Source organism: Streptomyces sp. NPDC020884, assembly GCF_044333935.1.
GTDB lineage: Bacteria > Actinomycetota > Actinomycetes > Streptomycetales > Streptomycetaceae > Streptomyces.
Genome location: NZ_JBIRRY010000007.1, coordinates 436,836 through 454,812, shown reverse-complemented (window position 1 = coordinate 454,812; position 17,977 = coordinate 436,836). Strand labels below are relative to the sequence as shown.

15 protein-coding genes are annotated in these 17,977 nt (G+C 71.8%); 6 read left to right on the top strand and 9 right to left on the bottom strand.

Translation table 11 applies throughout. From position 1 onward, the window contains the following. Nucleotides 1-26 precede the first annotated feature (26 nt). The 6 genes from ACH4UK_RS23500 to ACH4UK_RS23475 all read right to left on the bottom strand — a co-directional run bounded on the left by ACH4UK_RS23500 (nucleotide 27) and on the right by ACH4UK_RS23475 (nucleotide 7,253). The gene (locus tag ACH4UK_RS23500; protein ID WP_398359263.1) at nucleotides 27-1,583 is read right to left on the bottom strand and encodes an FAD-dependent oxidoreductase; all 1,557 of its coding nucleotides are present in this window, start codon (nucleotides 1,581-1,583) and stop codon (nucleotides 27-29) included. Next, a complete protein-coding gene (locus ACH4UK_RS23495; RefSeq protein WP_398359197.1) occupies nucleotides 1,583-2,311 on the bottom strand; it encodes a class I SAM-dependent methyltransferase in 729 nt (242 codons plus the stop codon). Before ACH4UK_RS23495 ends, ACH4UK_RS23500 begins: the two co-directional genes overlap by 1 nt. Next, entirely contained in the window at nucleotides 2,308-3,546 is a 1,239-nt protein-coding gene (locus ACH4UK_RS23490) for a lycopene cyclase family protein (RefSeq protein ID WP_398359195.1), read from the bottom strand. The genes ACH4UK_RS23495 and ACH4UK_RS23490 overlap by 4 nt, the downstream gene beginning before the upstream one ends. 308 nt (nucleotides 3,547-3,854) lie before the next feature. Then, complete coding sequence (locus ACH4UK_RS23485; RefSeq protein ID WP_398359193.1) at nucleotides 3,855-5,030, bottom strand: PP2C family protein-serine/threonine phosphatase; 1,176 nt, start codon at nucleotides 5,028-5,030, stop codon at nucleotides 3,855-3,857. A 360-nt stretch (nucleotides 5,031-5,390) separates the two neighbouring features. Further along, complete coding sequence (locus tag ACH4UK_RS23480; protein ID WP_398359191.1) at nucleotides 5,391-6,068, bottom strand: response regulator; 678 nt, start codon at nucleotides 6,066-6,068, stop codon at nucleotides 5,391-5,393. Then, complete coding sequence (locus tag ACH4UK_RS23475; RefSeq protein ID WP_398359189.1) at nucleotides 6,069-7,253, bottom strand: sensor histidine kinase; 1,185 nt, start codon at nucleotides 7,251-7,253, stop codon at nucleotides 6,069-6,071. Between the two features lie 191 nt (nucleotides 7,254-7,444). Between ACH4UK_RS23475 and ACH4UK_RS23470 the strand changes: the two genes are divergently transcribed. From ACH4UK_RS23470 to ACH4UK_RS23455, 4 genes are all read left to right on the top strand, one after another. Then, nucleotides 7,445-7,771 (top strand): hypothetical protein, encoded by a 327-nt coding sequence (locus ACH4UK_RS23470; RefSeq protein ID WP_398359188.1) that lies wholly within the window; start codon nucleotides 7,445-7,447, stop codon nucleotides 7,769-7,771. A 114-nt stretch (nucleotides 7,772-7,885) separates the two neighbouring features. Further along, nucleotides 7,886-9,364 (top strand): alpha/beta hydrolase, encoded by a 1,479-nt coding sequence (locus ACH4UK_RS23465; protein ID WP_398359186.1) that lies wholly within the window; start codon nucleotides 7,886-7,888, stop codon nucleotides 9,362-9,364. A gap of 13 nt (nucleotides 9,365-9,377) precedes the next feature. After that, the gene (locus tag ACH4UK_RS23460; RefSeq protein ID WP_398359184.1) at nucleotides 9,378-10,031 is read left to right on the top strand and encodes a hypothetical protein; all 654 of its coding nucleotides are present in this window, start codon (nucleotides 9,378-9,380) and stop codon (nucleotides 10,029-10,031) included. Nucleotides 10,032-10,128: 97 nt separating this feature from the next. Continuing rightward, nucleotides 10,129-10,698, top strand: a complete 570-nt coding sequence (locus tag ACH4UK_RS23455) for a TetR/AcrR family transcriptional regulator (RefSeq protein WP_398359182.1) — start codon at nucleotides 10,129-10,131, stop codon at nucleotides 10,696-10,698. A gap of 24 nt (nucleotides 10,699-10,722) precedes the next feature. Here the strand turns inward: ACH4UK_RS23455 and ACH4UK_RS23450 are convergent, their stop codons facing one another. Further along, nucleotides 10,723-11,652, bottom strand: coding sequence for an SDR family oxidoreductase (locus tag ACH4UK_RS23450; protein ID WP_398359181.1), 930 nt, complete (start codon nucleotides 11,650-11,652; stop codon nucleotides 10,723-10,725). A gap of 388 nt (nucleotides 11,653-12,040) precedes the next feature. Here ACH4UK_RS23450 and ACH4UK_RS23445 point away from each other — a divergent pair, with 388 nt between their 5' ends. After that, nucleotides 12,041-15,037: a family 16 glycoside hydrolase gene (locus ACH4UK_RS23445; RefSeq protein ID WP_398359179.1), complete on the top strand. Its 2,997-nt coding sequence runs from the start codon at nucleotides 12,041-12,043 to the stop codon at nucleotides 15,035-15,037. 120 nt (nucleotides 15,038-15,157) lie between these two features. On the opposite strand, the gene ACH4UK_RS23440 is transcribed toward ACH4UK_RS23445, so the two are convergent. Both ACH4UK_RS23440 and ACH4UK_RS23435 read right to left on the bottom strand, forming a co-directional pair. Next, complete coding sequence (locus ACH4UK_RS23440; RefSeq protein WP_398359177.1) at nucleotides 15,158-15,742, bottom strand: DUF998 domain-containing protein; 585 nt, start codon at nucleotides 15,740-15,742, stop codon at nucleotides 15,158-15,160. A gap of 87 nt (nucleotides 15,743-15,829) precedes the next feature. Further along, nucleotides 15,830-16,762: a helix-turn-helix domain-containing protein gene (locus ACH4UK_RS23435; protein WP_398359175.1), complete on the bottom strand. Its 933-nt coding sequence runs from the start codon at nucleotides 16,760-16,762 to the stop codon at nucleotides 15,830-15,832. A gap of 163 nt (nucleotides 16,763-16,925) precedes the next feature. Here ACH4UK_RS23435 and ACH4UK_RS23430 point away from each other — a divergent pair, with 163 nt between their 5' ends. Continuing rightward, complete coding sequence (locus tag ACH4UK_RS23430) at nucleotides 16,926-17,954, top strand: saccharopine dehydrogenase family protein (RefSeq protein ID WP_398359173.1); 1,029 nt, start codon at nucleotides 16,926-16,928, stop codon at nucleotides 17,952-17,954. Nucleotides 17,955-17,977 lie beyond the last annotated feature (23 nt).

The window sequence follows — 17,977 nt, the reverse complement described above, 5'->3', positions numbered from 1 at the left end:
CGCCCAGGGCCTGCCGTGGAGGGCGATCACTCGGCTCCCAGCGCTGCGAGCCGGCGCAGAAGGGCCGACCGTCCCGTACGCGGCACGGTCCACAGCGTCTGGCCGCGTACGCCCCACCGCTCCAGCAGGGCGTTCGCGGCGAGGAACCCGCTGGTGGCCGCGCGTTCCATCAGGGCCACCGGCAGGTCGGTGCGGACCATGTCCCCCGCCACCGTGACGGCGGGGTCGGGGCTGCGCACGCCCGGCCGGTCCCGATAGCCGCCCACGGGGAACATCGGGCAGTCCGCCCGCCATGCGTGGCGCTCGTCGATGACGCGGGCGCTGCGGGTCTCCGGGTAGATCCGGTGCAGTTGCCGCAGCGCCTCGCGCTGTACGGCGGACCGGTCGGCGTCCGGCGCGACGGCGTAGGCGTGCAGTTCGAGGACCGAGCCCCTGGTGCGCCGGGCCCAGCGGGCGGCCTCCCCCTCCCAGCGGTCCAGGACGCTCACGTTGTCCAGCGGTCCGTAACCGCTGGTGCCGAGGAAGCCCGGCCGGTCCCGGGCCACGGGCCGGTCGAGCCACAGTCGCGAGACGAGGAACGGCGGCGCGCTGCGCAGCCGTGCGATCCGTGAGCGCCAGTCGGCGTCGCCGAGGTCCGGTGAGGCGGCGACGACGCGGCGCAGGCCGCCGCTGTCCAGGGCGAGCACGAGGGCGTCGGAGCGCGTGGTGCGGTCGTCCGTGGCGATGTCGAGGCCGTTGTCCGGCCGGGGACGCACCTGCCGGACCGGTGTCCGGGTCCGTACGTCGACGCCGTGGCTCTCGAGGTAACGGTGCAGTGGGTCCCACAGGGCGGTGGGGAACGGTTCGCCGGGAACGTCGAAGAGGAGGCCCTCGCTGGAGCCGAGGAAGTAGATGTGGAACATCAGCACCAGCTCGGCCGCCGACAGTTCGCGCGGGTCGGCGAAGAAGCTGCGGGAGAACACCTCGAACGCCAGGTGGTGGGCGGCTTCCGGGAAGCGGATGCGGTCGAGGAAGTCGGCCGCGCTGATGCCGTCGATCCGGTCGTAGACCTCGGGTACCCGCACGTCCAGCAGCGGCAGAGCCGCCCTCGGGTTCATCCGGAGAAGGTCCCGCAGACCGAAGGTGGGACTGAGGGCGACGAATCCCATCGCGCTGAGCGGAGGCGTGCGCGGCACCCGGGCGAAGCTGTCGTGCAGGCCGGAGCTGTGCCGCAGCGGATAGTCGGGGAGCCGGGTCAGCGAACCGAGGCCCGGGTCGACCCGGCGCAGCAGGCCGCGGAGGTTGTAGTACTGGCGGAAGAAGGCGTGGAACCCGCGGCTCATCGTCACGGTGGTGCCGTCGGCGAGCTCGGTGGGCCATCCCGACAGCCTTCCGCCGAGGCAGGTTTCACTCTCGTAGAGGGTGACGCGCGCGCCGCGCTCGGCCAGGAGGGTGGCCGCCGCGATCCCGGCGATGCCCGCGCCGACGACCGCCACCGTGGGGGCCTCTCCCGTGAACCGGGCGCGGCCGGCCGGGGCCGGCACGACGGCCGCCTGCCGGTCCCGGCCGCGCCGGTGGCCACCGCCGCCGTCCCGCCGGAGCATCACGACCGCTCCCCCGCGCCGACGGTGGCGCTGCCGACGAAGGTGTGGGTGATCCCGGTCTGCCAGCCGGGCAGCGGCAGGACGCGTACGCCGGCGAAGCCGGCCCGGCGCAACCGCCGCGCGAACGCGGGCGCCGTGTCGAACCGGGCGACACTGTCCTTGAGGTGACGGTAGAGCTCCGCGTCCCCGGCGAGGCGCCCGGCGGGCTGGATGATCAGCGAGCAGACCGCGTTCCAGACGGCACGGTGGACGGGTGAGCCGCCGAGCGTGTACTCGTGGACGGCGAGGCGGCCGTCCGGCACGAGCAGGCCGCGGACCAGGTCGAGCGTCCTGTCGGGGTCGTCGAGGTTGCGGAAGAGGTATCCGGCGAAGACCGCATCGAAGGATCCGGGGCGCAGCCGGTCGGCCAGCTCCTCGACCGGTGCGTGCACGAATTCGACACCGGCGAGCCCGCTCTTGGCCGTCGCGCGGTCCAGCATGCCCGCGGACGCGTCGACGCCGGTGATCCGGGCGTGCGGAGCGGCGGTGAGGAGCGCGGCCGTGGAGGCGCCCGTGCCGCATCCCAGGTCGAGCACGCGCAGCCCGCGTCCCCCCTCCGCCAGGCCGAGCCTGCGCGCGGAGCGGCGCAGGTGGGCGTGGTAGCCGGGGCTGGCCGCGACGAGCCGGTCGTAGGCGGTGGAGCCGTGGTCGAAGGCCGCGGACAGTGCGTCACCGCGCAGCAGGGTCATGGGGTGCTCTCCTGGTGGTCGGTCGGTGAGGGGGGAACCGAGGCGGCAGGGCGTTGACGCCGGGCTGTGAAGGGGAGTTCGACGACGGTCCGCAGCATGGGAACCACCGGTGTCCGCAGGCCGATCAGCAGGTCCTCGTGCATCCGCGAACTGCCGTCCATGAAGCGGAGCAGCCGCTCGCCGGGAACGCCGCGGAAGAGGCGGCCGAAGAAGTCGGCGCCGTCCACCCGGCCGCTGTCCAGCGCCCGCAGCATCACCGCGTCCATGGCCTGCGCCCGTCGCCCGTACGGACGGGGCATGCGCAGCGGGCGTCCGGCGCGCAGTTGGGCGGCGATGGACCGGCTCTGTCGCTGCACGGCTGCGAAGGTGTAGCCGGTGGAGGGCCGGGTCGCTCCCCCTGCGGTGCCGATGCGATAGACCGAACGTCCCTGCCGGTAAGGGAAATGACCGTCCGTCATGGGGATGACGCCGTGCTCCTGTGCCGTGACGTGGAACTCACCGGTCCTCAACACCTCGCGGGTGTAGTGGCGCAGGGCGCGCCGGTAACCGTCGGCGTCCAGCGGAGCGTGCGAGAACTCGGTGTACTCCACCAGCGCGGTGTGCGGGTCGAGCGGCAGGACGTAGCCGAACGACAGCCCGCGAGGGGGCTGCGGCGTACGGAAGTCCATCAGGTCCGCGGTCGCCGGGTCGAAGGCGGGACGGTCGGTGCGGACGAACCAGCCGGTGAAGTGCTGGAGGAGGGTGGTGCGGGCGGGCGGCAGGCGGCGGGGCGGACGGGAGTCGAAGACGAGTCGGCCACGCGCCAGGACGCGTTCGCCGGACGCGTCCTGCGTGAGGACCTCGCCACCACCGCTCGGGATATCGCGTACGGCGCTCACGGTCGCCTCGATCCGACGCAAGGCCGGTGCACGGGACAACCGCCGGTCCACCAGTGCTTCGAAGGCGTCCGAGCGCAGCATCTTGTAGCGCAACTGTGAGAGCCGGGACACCGTGGCGGCCCCGTCAGCCGCCCGGATCCGCAGTTGCTGCCAGGAGGCGGCCAGGCGCGGGTCGTAGGCACCGCCCGGTGGCTCCCAGAAGCACCAGGTACGCGGCGGCGCCCTCAAAGGCCCCGGCGGGGCATCGACCAGGGCGATCGACAGCGGTGCAGCGCTGTCCGGCGCGCACAAGTGGTACGCCAGACTCAGACCAGCCGCTCCGGCCCCCACGATGACGACGTCGAAGTCGGCGGGCACGGCTTTCCTCTCGGTCGGACAGGTACGAACCCTCGCTGTGCCAGGGAAGCCGATGTCCTCCGCACCGGAGGACCGGGCGGGGTGCTTACTGCCCGACCGTATCCCGCTGTCCGCTCCCGGACCCGGTCCTGTCCGCTGCTCCCACCTGAGTGGCGGTAAGGTCCGTCGGCTTCTGGCCGGACGCCGCCGCGCGGCTCTCAGGCTCGGGCGCTGTCCGGCTTGAGCTGTCGGATGCGCCCGTCGAGTTCGCGCTGGTGGGAGTCGGCGGATCCGTCGGGGTCGGGGCACTCGTTAGGTGTTCGAGCGGATTACCTCCGGCGGGGGCCGTGCCAGTCCAGGCACAGAACGGTGGCGTCGTCCTTGGGCGGCCGGCCACCGTAGGCGTCGGCGACCGCGGTCACCAAGGTACGGACGACCTCCCGCGGGTGCTCAGCGGCGGTCCGGAGCAGGAGGCCGGGCAGGTCGACCGTCTCGGCTTCGCGCTCCTGCATGCCGTCGGTGTACAGCACGAGACGATCACCGGGGCGCAGGTCGATGTCCTGTTCCTGGTAGGAGCCCTGCGGGGAGAAGCCGAAGGGCATGTTGACGGCCAGGCCCAGTTCCTCGACCGTGCCGTCGCGCAGCCGCAGCGGCCCGGGATGACCGGCGTTGACGAGCTGGGCACGGCTCCCGTCGAGGGCGATGCGCAGCAGCTGGCCGGTGGCGAAGGTGTGGCGTCCGTGGTCGAGGAGGGCTTGATGCATTTGGCGGGCTTGTTCGGTGAGGTCGGCTCCGGCGCGGCGGGCACCGCGGGAGGCGTTCACGACGAGGGTGGCGGTGAGGGAGGCGTCGACGTCGTGGCCCATGGCGTCGGTGACGGACAGGTGCAGGGCGTTGTTGTCGAGGCTGTAGTCGTAGGTGTCGCCGGCGATGTCGGAGGCCGGGACCAGAGCTCCGGCGAGGGCGAACTCGGCTGCGTCGCAGGAGGGGGCGGAGGGGAGAAGCTGGCGCTGGATCTCCGCCGCCAGACTGACCGGCGTGGTGCGGTTGCCCCAGTGGTAGAGGTCGGTGAAGCGCCGGTCGGTGACGATGATGTACGCCAGCGCGTGCGCGGCCTCCTCGACCTGCTCCAGCACGTCCTCGGTCACGACGTCGAGGAACAGCTCCAGCACACCGATGGTGTCACCTCGGTTGGTCACCGGCGCGAGCACCCGCTGGCCCGGCCCGTCCTCCTCCACCCGCACCAGCTTCTGGGCGCGCAGCACCTTGTCGTAGATGCCGCTGTCGGCGAGGGGGACTCGCTCGGCCCCGTGCTCCTGCGAGATGCCGACCGTGTCGTTGACCCGCAGCAGACGTCTGCCCACCACGTCGACGAACAGGAACGACACGTACCGCGCTCCGAACCGGGTACGCAGGTTGCGCGCCACGACATCGAGCGAGTCCACCGGGGCGGCAACCTCCGCCGCCGCCAGCACTTCAGCCAGTCCGATCCGATCACACACCACCACGACCTCCAAAAGTTGAGGAGGCTTCTGCCCGCTGACTCGCCCCGCATTGCCTCAGCCGAGAAATTCGGTGGCGTGCGGGACTCCGGGGCCCGGCTGTGGTGCGTGGGCCCGCACGGTGGGGTCGTCGTGAGGTCGAAGGCCGGGCCGCCGCCGGGATCCCGTCGGTGAGCCTCCTGGCCGGGGGCGCCCCGGCCAGGAGTGGTTCCACGCCGGGTGCGCACGATTCCGTGCCGTCACCCGGGTCGTGCCGCAAGCCTCCGGTGAGCCAGAAGCGGAAGGCGGCTGGGGGAGGTCCCTCTTTTCCTTGGTTGTTCGCACAGCTCCCGTGCGAACCGGCCCGCACGGGGTGTTGCGGGGTCATTCCTCCGCGTCGCGGACCAGCAGGGCGATCTGTACTCGGTTATGGACCGCCAATTTGGAGAACAGGCTGCTGGTGTGTGCCTTGACGGTCGCGACGCTGATATGGAGCCTCTCGGCGATCTCCGGGTTTCCCAGACCGTCCGCGATGGCCCCGGCGGTCTCGCGTTCCCGTTCGGTCAGTGCCGACAGCCGGTCCCGCGCGGCCCGGCGGGTCGCGTCGCGGGTGTGGGAGGACCGCGGACCGGTGGCCGCTGCGATCACCCGTGCCGTGGCGGCCGGGGACAGCACGGAATCGCCGTCCGCGACGGTCCGGACGGCGTCGAGGATCCGCGACGGCTGGGTGTCCTTGAGGACGAATCCGAGGGCTCCGGCCCGCAGGGCGCCGAGCACCAGGTCGTCGGAGTCGAACGTCGTCAGCATGAGCACCCGGGGCGGCGCCGGCCGGGCGAGGAGCTCACGGGTCGCGCTGAGTCCGTCGAGGACCGGCATCCGTACGTCCATCAGCACGACGTCCGGCCGCTGTTCGTCCACCACGGTGATCGCGGCCTTCCCGTCGGCCGCCTCCGCGACGACGGTCAGGTCAGGTTCGCCGTCGATGACCAGACGCAAGGCCATGCGCACCAGTTGGTCGTCGTCGACGATGACGACCCGCACCGGTTTCCGCTCGCTGTCCACTCAGGTTCTCTTCTCATGGGTGGGGGCCGGCCAGGGCAGTCGTACGGTGAGGACGTACCCGTGGTCGGATGTGGGGCGATGGTGGAGGGTTCCGCCGGCGAGGTCGACCCGTTCGGTGAGGCCGAGCAGGCCGAATCCCGAGGCAGGCGGTGGCTGGGCGGTTCTCGAGGTGGCCGGGGCATTGCGGACGCTGACGCCGAGTTCGTCGCCCGCGGTGCCTGCGACCGTGATGTGGACGGGGGCGCCCGGAGCGTGTTTGGCGGCGTTGGTGAGTCCTTCCTGGACGACCCGGTAGCAGGTCCGTCCCACGACGTCGGCCGGTGTTCCCGTCACCTCGGTGCGCAGGGTGACGTCCAGGCCGGACGCGCGGGCGTCGGCCACCAGGTCGGGGAGGCGGTCGAGGGAGGGCTGCGGTGGTTCGGGGTGGCCCGGGTCCGCCCGGAGCACGCCGAGGACGTCCCGCAGTTCTTCCAGAGCCTGGTGGGATCCCTCGGCGATGGAGCGGACCAGCACGCGGTTCTCCTCGGCCCTGAGGTCGCCGCGGTGGTCCAGCACTCCGGCCTGCATGGCGACCAGGGAGATCCGGTGCGCGAGTACGTCGTGCATCTCGCGGGCGATCCGGTTGCGCTCCTGGACCCGGGCCTGCGCGGCTCGTGCCGCCTGTTCCCGCTCCGCGCTCTCGGCGCGGTCGCGCAGGGACCGCACCTCGACACGGCGCGCGCCGATGGCCATGCCCACGGCGACCGCGATGCCGGCGGTGAGGACCGGCAGGGTGAGCTGGAACCAGAAGGTGTCCGGCGGGTTCTGGATCGGGTAGAACCCGCCCGCGAACTGTGACGCGGTCACGTAGGCCAGGACCACGGCCCCGATCTCCACCGGGCGGCGGCGGGTGGAGATCGAGCCCAGCGCCACCAGGGCGGCGCCGGTGGCGAGCGCCGACGCGGTCGAGGCGATCGCGACCGTCATGGCGACGGCGAGCGGGAACCGTCGCCGCCACAACAGCGCCGTCAGGCAGGCGAGGGCCACGAGCGGATCACCGATGCGGAACCAGGGGCCCGGTCCGGCGTCCTGCCCGTGCAGCAGCACACCCACATAGAGCCAGATCGGCACGCTCACCGCCCCGGCCGCCGCCAGCCGCCAGGTCTGCTGCCACCATCCGAGCCGTGGCGCGCCGTCCGTGTTCACCCGTTCAGTATCGCGAAGCCGCAGGGCCGGTGAGTCAGCCCCAGGGCGGATGCGCCCTAGACCGGAGTCGTAGCGGCGCCTCACCGCTGGTCGGTCCGGCTTCGGGCCGCGGGGCCGATGTGCCCGGACACACCGCACGGACAGACTCGTCCACGTACCGAGACGACCGGACGTGGGAGTGAGAGAACACGATGCGTGAGCGTGGCCTGGTGGTGCTCGAGGCGGGCGGGATGGTGCTGACCGTGCTGGCCTCACAGGCGCTGATCCGCGGTCTGCTCGACCGGGACGCCGAGCCGCTGTGGGGTCTCGTCGGCTGGGTCCCCGGCGGCCCCGCCGGGCGGATGGGGCTCCTCGGGCTCGTCGCGCTGCTCTCCGTGGTGTCCGGCGGCTGGGCGCACATCCGCCGGGAGTCGGCCATCGAGCGGACCGGCGGCCACGACCGGGTGGTCCGCGGCCGGGACACGTCCCGAACAGGTCCGGAGCAACGGGCCCCCTCGTCCGCGCCACCGAGGAGATAGGGGCGTCAGGGCCGAGGCGGCCCTGACGACCGGCTACGTCACACAGCCAGCGGCGGGCGGCTGCGAGCCCGCACTTTCCGGCGCCCCGTGCGCCCTCTTTCTGGAGGACATCAGATGCGTAAATCCCTGTCCCTCGCCCTCGCCACCGGCGCGGTGGCGGTGGCGACCGCCATGCCGGGAGCGTCCGTGGCGGCGACTGCGGACACCGTGGGCGTGGGTCCGGGCCCCGTGCGGTGGGGCCCGTGCCCCGAGGAGGTCACGTCCCCCCGCCTGGAGTGCTCGACGCTCGACGTCCCGCTGGACTACCGGCACCCGGACGGCCGCCGGATCGCTATAGCGATCTCCCGGCTGGCGAGCGAGAACCCGTCGAAGCGCCGCGGCGTGCTGCTGACCGATCCGGGCGGCCCCGGGGGTTCGGGGCTCGACTATCCGGCCGTCCTCGCCGCCTCGGGGCTGCCCCCGGAGGTGCTGGACTCCTACGACGTGATCGGCTTCGACCCCCGTGGCGTCGGCCGCAGCGCTCCGGTGACCTGCGATCTGACGCAGGAGCAGCAGTACCGCGGCAACTTCGCTCCCTACGCGCACACCGCGGCCGACGTCGCGCGGGAGGCGGGGTATGCGCGGACCGTCGCGAGGCAGTGCGCCACCTCGCGGACCGCGTCGATGTTGCCGCACGTCACCACCGCGAACACCGTGCGCGACATGGACCGGATCCGGGCGGCGCTGGGCGAGCCGAAGGTCTCCTACCTCGGCCATTCCTACGGCACCTACCTCGGTGCGGTGTACTCGACGATGTTCCCCCGGCGCAGCGACCGGGTCGTGCTCGACAGCAACCTGGGTCCCGGTGGCTACGACGTCACGGCGATGCGGCTGTTCGCCCGTGGGATGGAGGACCGGTTCCCGGACTTCGCCGCGTTCGCGGCCGCGCACCCCGAGTACGGTCTGGGCACCACGCCGGAGCAGGTGACCGCGAAGTACTTCGACCTCGCGAAGCGGTTGGAGGAGAAGCCGGTCCAAGGCGTCGACGGGACGGCGTTCCGCGGGGTCACGTTCGAACGTCTCTATGCCGATGTCCTCATGCCGCACCTGGCGGAGTTCTGGCAGGCGGTCGACACGGACCGGCCGCTGCCGCCTTCTCCTCCGCTGCCGCCGGGCCTGGAGAACCTCATGGCGGCGCGCTTCGCCGTGATCTGCGGTGATGCGCGCTGGCCGGAGACGGTCCGGGAGTACCAGCGCAATGTCGTGGTCGACCGGCTGCGGTATCCGATGCTCGGTGGCTCCACGGCGAGCATCGGGCCGTGCGCGTTCTGGTCGGCCGAGCGGGTCGAGCCGCCGGTGCGGATCGGTGACCGGGGGCCGTCGAACGTGCTGATGGTGCAGAACGAGCGCGACCCGGGGACACCGTTGGCCGGCGCCCGGGAGCTGCGACGGGCGTTGGGTCAGCGGGCCGTCATGGTGACGGCCGACCAGGGCGGACACGGCGTCTATCCGTTCGGCGGCAACACCTGTGCGAACGGAGCGGTGACGGCGTTCCTGACCACCGGGCAGCGCCCGGCGCGGGACCTCGCCTGCGCGGCGGAGCCGGGCGAGTAAACGGAGGGATGGGATGTTCAAGGAGTGGCGGCGGCGTCGGGCCCTGCAACGGGTCGAACCCGGGGACGGGCGGGCGTTGAAGCGTTTTCGATGGTGGCAGGTGCTCTTCCGCGCACTGTTCTATCTTCGGCTGACGCACAGTGACGGTCGGCAGACGGTCTACGCCGTCGACGTCAGGCATGGGCAGAATCAGACGTCCGGCCAGGTCAAGGCCCATCTGTACCTCGACGGCAGGCAGCATGCCCGTGCCGGACTTCCGGCCGCCTTCCCCGTCCCGGGCGGCACGGTCGAGGTGGCGATGAGTTCCTTCGGGCTCAAGCGGTGTCACTACGTCACCACCGGCGGGGTTGCGTCCCAGCTCGTCCCGGACCGCGATTCCGCCGAGGGCCGTCGCGCGTATCTCGAGCGTGCGCATCCCGCGCTGAGCCGCCTGATCGGCGCTCTGTCGTCGATGGTGCTCGTCGTCGCCCTGACGCTTCTCGTCTTCCAGCTCATCGAGCCGGTCACCCAGGTGCCGCCCATCGCCCGGAGGTTCGGGAGCCACACCTCGCCCCTCGATCTGCCGGGGTGGCTCACCCTCGCGATCGGAGGCTGTGCCGCCGCGGCGAGTACGGAGCGGGCGTGGCGGCTGCGCTACAGCAGGCTGCTCGACGGCGGGGCGGGCTGACCCCTCCCCTGTCCCCGGGCCACTCCGCCCCCGGGCCACTTCGTCCCCGGGGCGCGGTGGGCCATGGCAGCAACTGTCATCACGTAGGATAGGGACCATGGGACGGTGGGCGCCGGACGCGCGAGGTCGGCTGGAACAGGCGGCGTTGGAGCTGTTCAGCGATGTCGGCTACGAGCAGACCACGGTGAAGCAGATCGCGCAGCAGGCGGGCCTCACCGAGCGGACCTTCTTTCGCCACTTCACCGACAAGCGCGAAGTCCTCTTCCCGCAGTCGCAGCCGCTGGAGGCCGCTCTCGTGGCGGCTCTGCGGGAGGTTCCCGCGGGGCAGGGGCCGATGGAGGCCGTCGCCGCGGCGCTCCATTCGCTGCCCGCCCTCATGAGCGACCGTCACGAACTGGCGCGGCGGCGGCAGGCGGTCATCGACGCCCATGCGGACCTGCGGGAACGCGAGCTGATCAAGCTCGCGTCCGTGTCCGACGGACTCACTCGGGCATTGCGGGAGCGCGGCGTCCCGGATCTCGAGGCGGCCCTGGCGGCCGAGGTGGGAACGGCTGTCCTCAAGATCTGTTTCGTCCGCTGGATCGGTGACGATTCTTCCGATGCCGACTTCGGGCAGTTCATGAACGAGTCGCTCCAGGCACTGACGGGCATCGTCAACAGGCCCTGAACGGCCGGGCCGGCACCCCTGCGGTCAGAGCTCCTGGGCCGTGGGTTGACGGAAGTAGTGGCCCGCGTCGATGTCGTCGAGCAGGGTCGCGTGTGTGGGCTCCCATCCGAGGATCTCTCGCGTCCGGATGCCGGAGGCGGGCTGGTCGACCGCGAGGATCATTCCCAGGAAGCCGAAGTGCTCGGGCTCCCTGGACGTGACCGGCAGGCCCAGGTGCCGGCCGATGGCTTCCGCGATGTCGCGGGTGGCGATGCCCTCCTCGGCGACGGCGTGCAGGACCGAGCCGGCGGGCGCCTTCTCCAGGGCCAGACGGAACGCGCGCGCGGTGTCCAGCCGGTGCGTGGCCGGCCAGCGGCTGCTTCCGTCGCCGACATGACCGGAGACGCCGGTGCGGCGGGCCACGGCGATCAGGTTCGCGATGAAGCCGCTGTCGCCCTCGCCGTGATTCGTCCGCGGGAGCCGTACGACCGATGACCGCACGCCCTGCCGCGCCAGCCCCACCGCCAGGCGGTCGACGGCCGCGCGGTCCGAGGGGGTATTCTCCTCGGCCGCCGCGTCGGAGTCGGTCCCGAGCCCGTCCTCCTCGCTCGCGACCCTTCCCGCGACGGCCGGCGTTCCGCCCGTCACGACGAAGGGCTTGCCGGAGCCGGCGAGCGCCCTGCCGATCGTGTCGACGACCCTGCGGTCGGCGTCGACGGCACTTCTGAAGTCGCCCGTGAAGGCGAGGTCGTGCTTGAACGCCAGATGGATGACCCCGTCCGCGGCCGAGGCCGCGGCGTGCAGGGTGTCCAGGTCGTCGAGTGATCCGCGGATCACTTCGGCGCCCGCCGAGGTGAGGGCGGTGGCCGAGGACGCCGAGCGAGCCAGGCCGAGGACGTGGTGTCCGTTCGCGATCAGCTCCGGGGTCAGGGCCGAGCCGATCCATCCCGATGCGCCGGTGACGAATACACGCATGAGAGCTCCTCACCATTCCTGTCGATGTCATGGACTGACATCAACCATAACACTTCGATGACAGTGACTGCCATCAGGAGCCGGCGCGGCGTCCGAGCGGCCGCCTCGCGCCGACCAAGGGCTCCTATCGCCACTCACCGACAGTCAGATGCCTTGTGCGACAAGGGGTTTGAGCACTTTGCATTATCAACGGCGAACTTTGAACACTGTGGTGACGAAGTATGGACGCCGCCGGTAGAAGCCTCCTACTGTTCTCGGCGCAGCCACCGGAGCCCCTGTCCGGAGCATGCGCTGCCTCACCGCACGAGCCGAACGTTCACCCCCGGGCGCCGGGTGGCCCCACCCACCGCCGCGACGTGCCCCTCGCTGCGAGGGGCCAGGAGGAAGAATGCATCCACGGCCGCTCCACCGTTGCCGCAGACATCTCACCGGTCTGCTGGTCTCCGCGTTCCTCGTCGGCGCCTTCTCCGCCGTGCCGGCCGCCGCCGCACCGGCGCCGCGGGACGACCTCCCGCCGCAGGAGCCGGGCGTCACCCTGCGCGTCTTCGATGTGCAGGTCCCCCTCGACGAGTTGTGCGACATCAAGACCGGACAGACGCCGAACGTCGACAGGCTGATGCCCGAGATCGACTGGAGCTCGGCGGACGACTTCGGCTTCGAGGACCGCTTCGTCTCCCAGGTCACCGCCAACCTCACCGTTCCCGAGGACGGCGCGTACGCCTTCCGGCTGACCAGCGACGACGGTTCGCTGCTGCGGATCGACGACTCCACCGTCATCGACCACGACGGGCTGCACGGAGCGGAGCCCAAGGACGGCTCCGTCGACCTGACGACCGGTCACCACGCGTTGCGGATCGACCACTTCGACCGCACCGGCGGCCAGCAGATCACCCTGGAGTGGAAGCCGCCCGGCGCCGGGGACTTCACCGTCGTCCCGAACTCCGTGCTGAGCACCGACGCCGACGTCGTACGGGTGACGGCGCCCGGCCGCAAGGAGTGCGAGGGAGCCCTCGACTCCCCCGGCGACGGGCTGCCCCTGACCGAGACGCACCCGGACTACGCGCTCACCGATCTGCGCCCCGCGGGCTTCGAGCCGCAGGTCACCGCGATGGACTGGCTGCCCGACGGCCGGCTCGCCGTGACCACCTGGGGCGGCACCGACAACACGACCGGTGAGGTCTATCTCCTGGACAACGTCCAGGGCGAGACCGACCCCGGCAGCGTGACCGCCAAGAAGGTCGCCGACGGGCTCAAGGAGCCCATGGGCATCAAGGCCGTCGACGGCAAGCTGTACGTCTCCCAGAAGCACGAACTGACCGAGCTCAGCGACACCAACGGCGACGACGTCACGGACGAGCGGCGGACGGTCGCGACCTGGCCGTACGGCGGCAACTTCCACGAGTTCGCCTTCGGCCTGCTCTACCGGGACGGCTACTTCTATCTGAACCTGTCCGTGGCGATCGACCTGGGCGGGGCGACGACCGACCCGCAGCCGGCGGCCAACCGCGGTTCGACCATCAAGGTGAACAAGGAGACCGGCAAGGTCGACTACATCGCCGGGGGCCTGCGGACCCCCAACGGCATCGGCTGGGGACCCGAGGGCGACATGTTCGTCCTCGACAACCAGGGCGGCTGGCTGCCCTCCTCGAAGCTGCTCCACATCAAGCAGGACCGCTTCTTCAACCACTACACCAACCCCTCGGGCCCCTTCGACGCGAAGCCGGTCACCAAGCCGGTGCTGTGGCTGCCGCAGAACGAGATAGCCAACTCCCCCAGCACGCCTCTGCAGTTGTCGGAGGGCCGATTCGCCGGGCAGATGCTGTTCGGGGACGTCACGTACGGCGGAATCCAGCGCGCGTACCTGGAGAAGGTCGACGGCGAGTACCAGGGCGCGGTCTTCCGCTTCACCCAGGGCCTGGAAGCGGGCGTCAACCGGATCAGCATGGGTCCGGACGGCGCGATCTACGCCGGCGGCCTCGGCGCCGGTGGGAACTGGGGCCAGGAGGGCAAGCTGACCTACGGGCTCCAGAAGCTCTCTCCCAGCGGTGACAAGGCCTTCGACATCCTGGCGATGCGCGCGAAGCCGGGCGGTTTCGAGCTGGAGTACACGGAGCCGCTCTCCGAGGAGACGGCAGCGAAGCTCGCCGAGAGCTACCGGGTCGAGCAGTGGGCGTACGCCCCGACCCCCGCCTACGGCGGCCCCAAGATCGACGAGGAGTCCCTCGACGTCAGTGCGGCCACGCTGTCCGAGGACGGCAAGAAGGTCACGCTGACCATCCCCGGGCTCAAGGCGAACCGCGTGGTCCACGTCCGCTCGCCGCGCCCCTTCAGCTCCGCCGCCGGCACGGAGCTGTGGAGCACGGAGGCCTGGTACACGCTCAACTCGCTGCCGGGCGACCAGCCCCCGGCCACCCAGTACGAGGCGGAGGAGGGCGCTCTCGCGGGAGGCGCGGGCTTCGACACCGAGCACGCGGGCTACTCGGGCGGCGGCTTCGTCGACAACTTCGGCGAGGAGGGCGCGTCGGTCACCTTCGACGTGGAGACCCGGAAGGCGGGCACCCACGACGTGGGGCTGCGCTACGCCAACGGGCCGGACCCGGCTCCCGGCACCAAGACCGTGAGCGTCCACGTCAACGGGGAGAAGGTGCGGCAGATCAAGCTGCTGTCCACCACCGACTGGAAGACCTGGGCGACGGGGACCGAACAGCTGGAGCTGCGCGAGGGCCGCAACACCATCACGTACTCCTACGACAGCGGTGACACCGGCCATGTGAACCTGGACATGATCACCGTCCATCCCCAGGGGGCGCGCGTCCAGCTCTTCGACGGCACGGACCAGGCCGCCTGGCAGCACCCTGACGGCCGTACGCCCCAATGGCCGGTGAGCGGTGAGGAGATGGAGATCGCCGGCGGGGACCTGCGCACCAAGCAGGGCTTCCAGGACTTCCGCGCGCACGTCGAGTTCTGGCTGCCGAACCTCCCGCCGGACGTGACCGGCCAGGACCGCGCCAACAGCGGCGTGTACCTGCAGGAGCGCTACGAGGTGCAGATCCTCGACTCGTACGGTGACACCACGCTCGCCGACAACGAGGCCGGGGCGATCTACACCAAGAAGGCTCCGGACGTGAACGCCGCCACGGCCCCGGAGACCTGGCAGACGTACGACATCACCTTCCGCGCCGCCCGTTACGACGCCTCGGGAGCGAAGACGGAGGACGCCCGGGTCACCGTCGTGTGGAACGGCGTCACCGTCCACGACGACGTGGCCGTCGACGGTCCGACCGGCGGCGGGGCGGCCGAGGGCCCGACGGCCGGGGCGATCAAGCTCCAGGACCACGGAAGCAAGATCCGCTACCGCAATGTGTGGGTGGAGCCGCTCACCTAGGGCGTTCCGCACCACCGGACCGTCCGGTTCCGGGGCGGCGGCAGCAGGCCGCCGCCCCGGTCCCGGGCCTCCGGCCCCAGCACGCACCACGACGGGCGGCGCTCTTGCGGTGACGGCTCGTCAGACGGTGCTTCTCCGGCAGGAGACGACGACCAGGAACGGCCACAGCGCCTGGACGAACGTCACCACGCGCTCGGCGATGCCGGGCGCCCTCGCGCTCTGCAGTTCCACCAGGAACCACAGCGTGCTCGCGCACATGAACGCGCTCGCGACGAGCGACACATCCAGCCTCAGCCCCCACGGCACCTGCCTCCTGCCCCGGGTCGCGGCCAGCGGGGGCCAGACCGTCAGGAGCACGAGGCCCAGGGTGGCCACGGCCCCGTGCTCCAAGGCCCCTCCGCTGCTCGGCACGGGCACCAGCGTCAGGGCCAGTGCGCACAGTCCGCCGCCGGCCAGGGCCACCCGTCCGGCCAACGCCGCCGGCCGGAGCGCGTGCGCCGTCACCAGGTAGCAGGTCCCCAGGACCAGCGTCATCCCCGTCATCAGCCAGTAGGCGGCGGCTCCGTAGGAGGCCAGCACGCTCAGGGTCTGCCCCGCGGGGTCGTACTCCGGGCCTTGGCGCATTTGCGCGATCGTCCAGGAACCGACCAGAAGCACAGGGGCACACCCGGAGGAGAGCAAGGCCCACCAAGGAGCAGATCGCATCAAGACAGCATAAATGCGAACATCTTGGGCAGCGCTGATCTCCGCCCTGTTTCCGTGGGCCGTGCCGGGGCTGCGGTCGCGTCAGCGTCAGCGGAAGGTGCGGCGGTAGCGGTCCGGCGGCACGCCGACCGTGCGGTTGAAGTGGCGGCGCAGCGTCGTGGCGGTGCCCATGCCGGTGGCCGTCGCGATGGCGTCGACGGTGTCGTCGGTGGTTTCCAGCAACTCCTGTGCGTGGCGGATCCGTTGGGTGAGAAGCCACTGCAGCGGAGTGGTGCCGGTCACCGACCGGAAGTGGCGGCCCAGGTTGCGTGAGCTCATCCGGGCCTGGCGGGCCAGGTCCTGGACCGTCAGCGGGTGGTCGAGCCGCTGGATCGCCCAGGGGAGGAGTGCGGCGAGCGGGTGGTTGTCCGGTGCGGGGACGGGCGTGCTGACGAACTGTGCCTGACCGCCGTCCCGGTGCGGTGGCACGACCAGGCGGCGCGCGAGGGTGTTGGCGACCGACGAGCCGTGGTCGAGGCGGACGAGGTGCAGGCACAGGTCCATGGCGGCGGCCTTGCCCGCGGACGTGAGCACGCTTCCGTTGTCCACGTAGAGGACGTCCGGGTCGACGGTGACCCCGGGGTGGCGTTCCGCCAGTTCCCTGGTGTGCGCCCAGTGCGTGGTCGCCCGCTCGCCGTCCAGCAGGCCCGCGGCGGCCAGCACGAAGGCTCCCGTGCAGAGGGACGCCACGCGGGCGCCCGCCTCGTGTGCCGCGCGCACCGCCTCGACCAGCTCGGCCGGCGGGTCCTGTCCGACGTCGGCCCAGCCGGGGACGATGACGGTGTCGGCGTGCGCGAGGCGGTCCAGTGGGTGGTCGGGCTCCAGCCGGAAGCGGCCGACCCGCACGGCGCTCGGCCCGCAGAGCGAGAGGCGGTACCAGGGGTCCGCCCCGCCGGGCGCGTCGGGCCCGAAGACCTCGCAGGCCAGGGCCAGCTCGAAGTGGAGCATGCCGTCGGTGACGGCCAGGGCGACAGTAGCCATGTCCGGAAGTGTACGGGGCATGGCGTTCCGGACAGGCGCGGAGAGCGGCCCCTCTTCGCCAGGATGTTTCCGACGGGGCGCAGGGCTTCAGCCGGTCCCGGATCGGCGGGGCCCGTACATCGGCGGACCGGCCGTCAGGCGCGGAGCGGACAGGGGAGAACTCATGGCATCGGGTCGACAGGTGGCGGTGTTCGGGGCGTACGGGCACACCGGGCGGTTCGTGGTGGCGGAGCTGAGGGAGCGTGGCTTCGTCCCGGTTCTCTCCGGACGGGACGCCGTCAAGCTCGAGGCTCTGGCGCACGAGAGCGGTCAGGACGCCCGTCCGGCGTCGGTCGACGACCCGGCCTCCCTCGACCGCGCGCTGGCCGGGGCGGCGGCCGTCGTCAACTGCGCGGGGCCCTTCGCCACGACGGCGGCCCCCGTGATCGAAGCGGCTCTGCGTGCCGGCATCCCGTATCTGGACGTGGCGGCCGAGATCGAGGCCAACGCCGACACCTTCGCGCACTTCGCCGACCGGGCACGGGAGGCGGGAGCGGTGATCGTCCCGGCGATGGCCTTCTTCGGCGGGCTGGGCGATCTGCTGGCCACCGCGGCGATGGGCGACTGGACCGTCGCCGACGAGGCGCACATCGCGTACGGGCTGAGCAGCTGGCACCCCACCGCCGGTACGCGCACGGCGGGCGCGGTCTCCCGGCAGCGGCGCGGCGACCGGCGGATCGTCTACACCGAGGGGCGGTTGCAGCACCGCCGCGACGCACCGCCGGCCCTGGAGTGGCGCTTCCCGGCCCCCCTGGGCCCCCGACCGGTCATCGGGGAGTTCACGATGGCGGACGTCGTGACCGTGCCCAGCCATCTGTCCATCCCCGAGGTGCGGACGTACATGACGGCCGGGGCGGCCCGGGACATCGCCTCCCCGGAGACACCCGCTCCGGCGGCGGTGGACGAGCGCGGGCGGTCCGGCCAGACCTTCCTCGTCGACGTCCTCGTGCGCTCGGGCGGTGTCGAACGGCGTGCCGTGGCGCGCGGGCAGGACATCTACGCCGTCACCGCGCCCCTCGTCGTGGAGGCACTCGAGCGTGTCCTCGCCGGGCGGACCAGCAGGTACGGCGTGGTCTCCGCGGGAGAGCTCTTCGACGCGCCCGACTTCCTGCGCGCGCTGTCCCCGCACATCACCGTGGAACTGCGCCCGTGAGCGGTGGCGGTCCTCCGGGGGCC

Excerpts from the sequence above, each read along its gene's own strand:
- ACH4UK_RS23470 (WP_398359188.1), top strand. The coding sequence starts at position 7,445 with ATGCGTGAGCGTGGCCTGGTGGTGCTCGAGGCGGGCGGGATGGTGCTG.
- ACH4UK_RS23435 (WP_398359175.1), bottom strand. The coding sequence starts at position 16,762 with ATGGCTACTGTCGCCCTGGCCGTCACCGACGGCATGCTCCACTTCGAG.
- ACH4UK_RS23455 (WP_398359182.1), top strand. The coding sequence starts at position 10,129 with ATGGGACGGTGGGCGCCGGACGCGCGAGGTCGGCTGGAACAGGCGGCG.
- ACH4UK_RS23430 (WP_398359173.1), top strand. The coding sequence starts at position 16,926 with ATGGCATCGGGTCGACAGGTGGCGGTGTTCGGGGCGTACGGGCACACC.
- ACH4UK_RS23460 (WP_398359184.1), top strand. The coding sequence starts at position 9,378 with ATGTTCAAGGAGTGGCGGCGGCGTCGGGCCCTGCAACGGGTCGAACCC.
- ACH4UK_RS23440 (WP_398359177.1), bottom strand. The coding sequence starts at position 15,742 with ATGCGATCTGCTCCTTGGTGGGCCTTGCTCTCCTCCGGGTGTGCCCCT.
- ACH4UK_RS23500 (WP_398359263.1), bottom strand. The coding sequence starts at position 1,583 with ATGCTCCGGCGGGACGGCGGCGGTGGCCACCGGCGCGGCCGGGACCGG.
- ACH4UK_RS23450 (WP_398359181.1), bottom strand. The coding sequence starts at position 11,652 with ATGCGTGTATTCGTCACCGGCGCATCGGGATGGATCGGCTCGGCCCTG.
- ACH4UK_RS23465 (WP_398359186.1), top strand. The coding sequence starts at position 7,886 with ATGCGTAAATCCCTGTCCCTCGCCCTCGCCACCGGCGCGGTGGCGGTG.
- ACH4UK_RS23445 (WP_398359179.1), top strand. The coding sequence starts at position 12,041 with ATGCATCCACGGCCGCTCCACCGTTGCCGCAGACATCTCACCGGTCTG.
- ACH4UK_RS23495 (WP_398359197.1), bottom strand. The coding sequence starts at position 2,311 with ATGACCCTGCTGCGCGGTGACGCACTGTCCGCGGCCTTCGACCACGGC.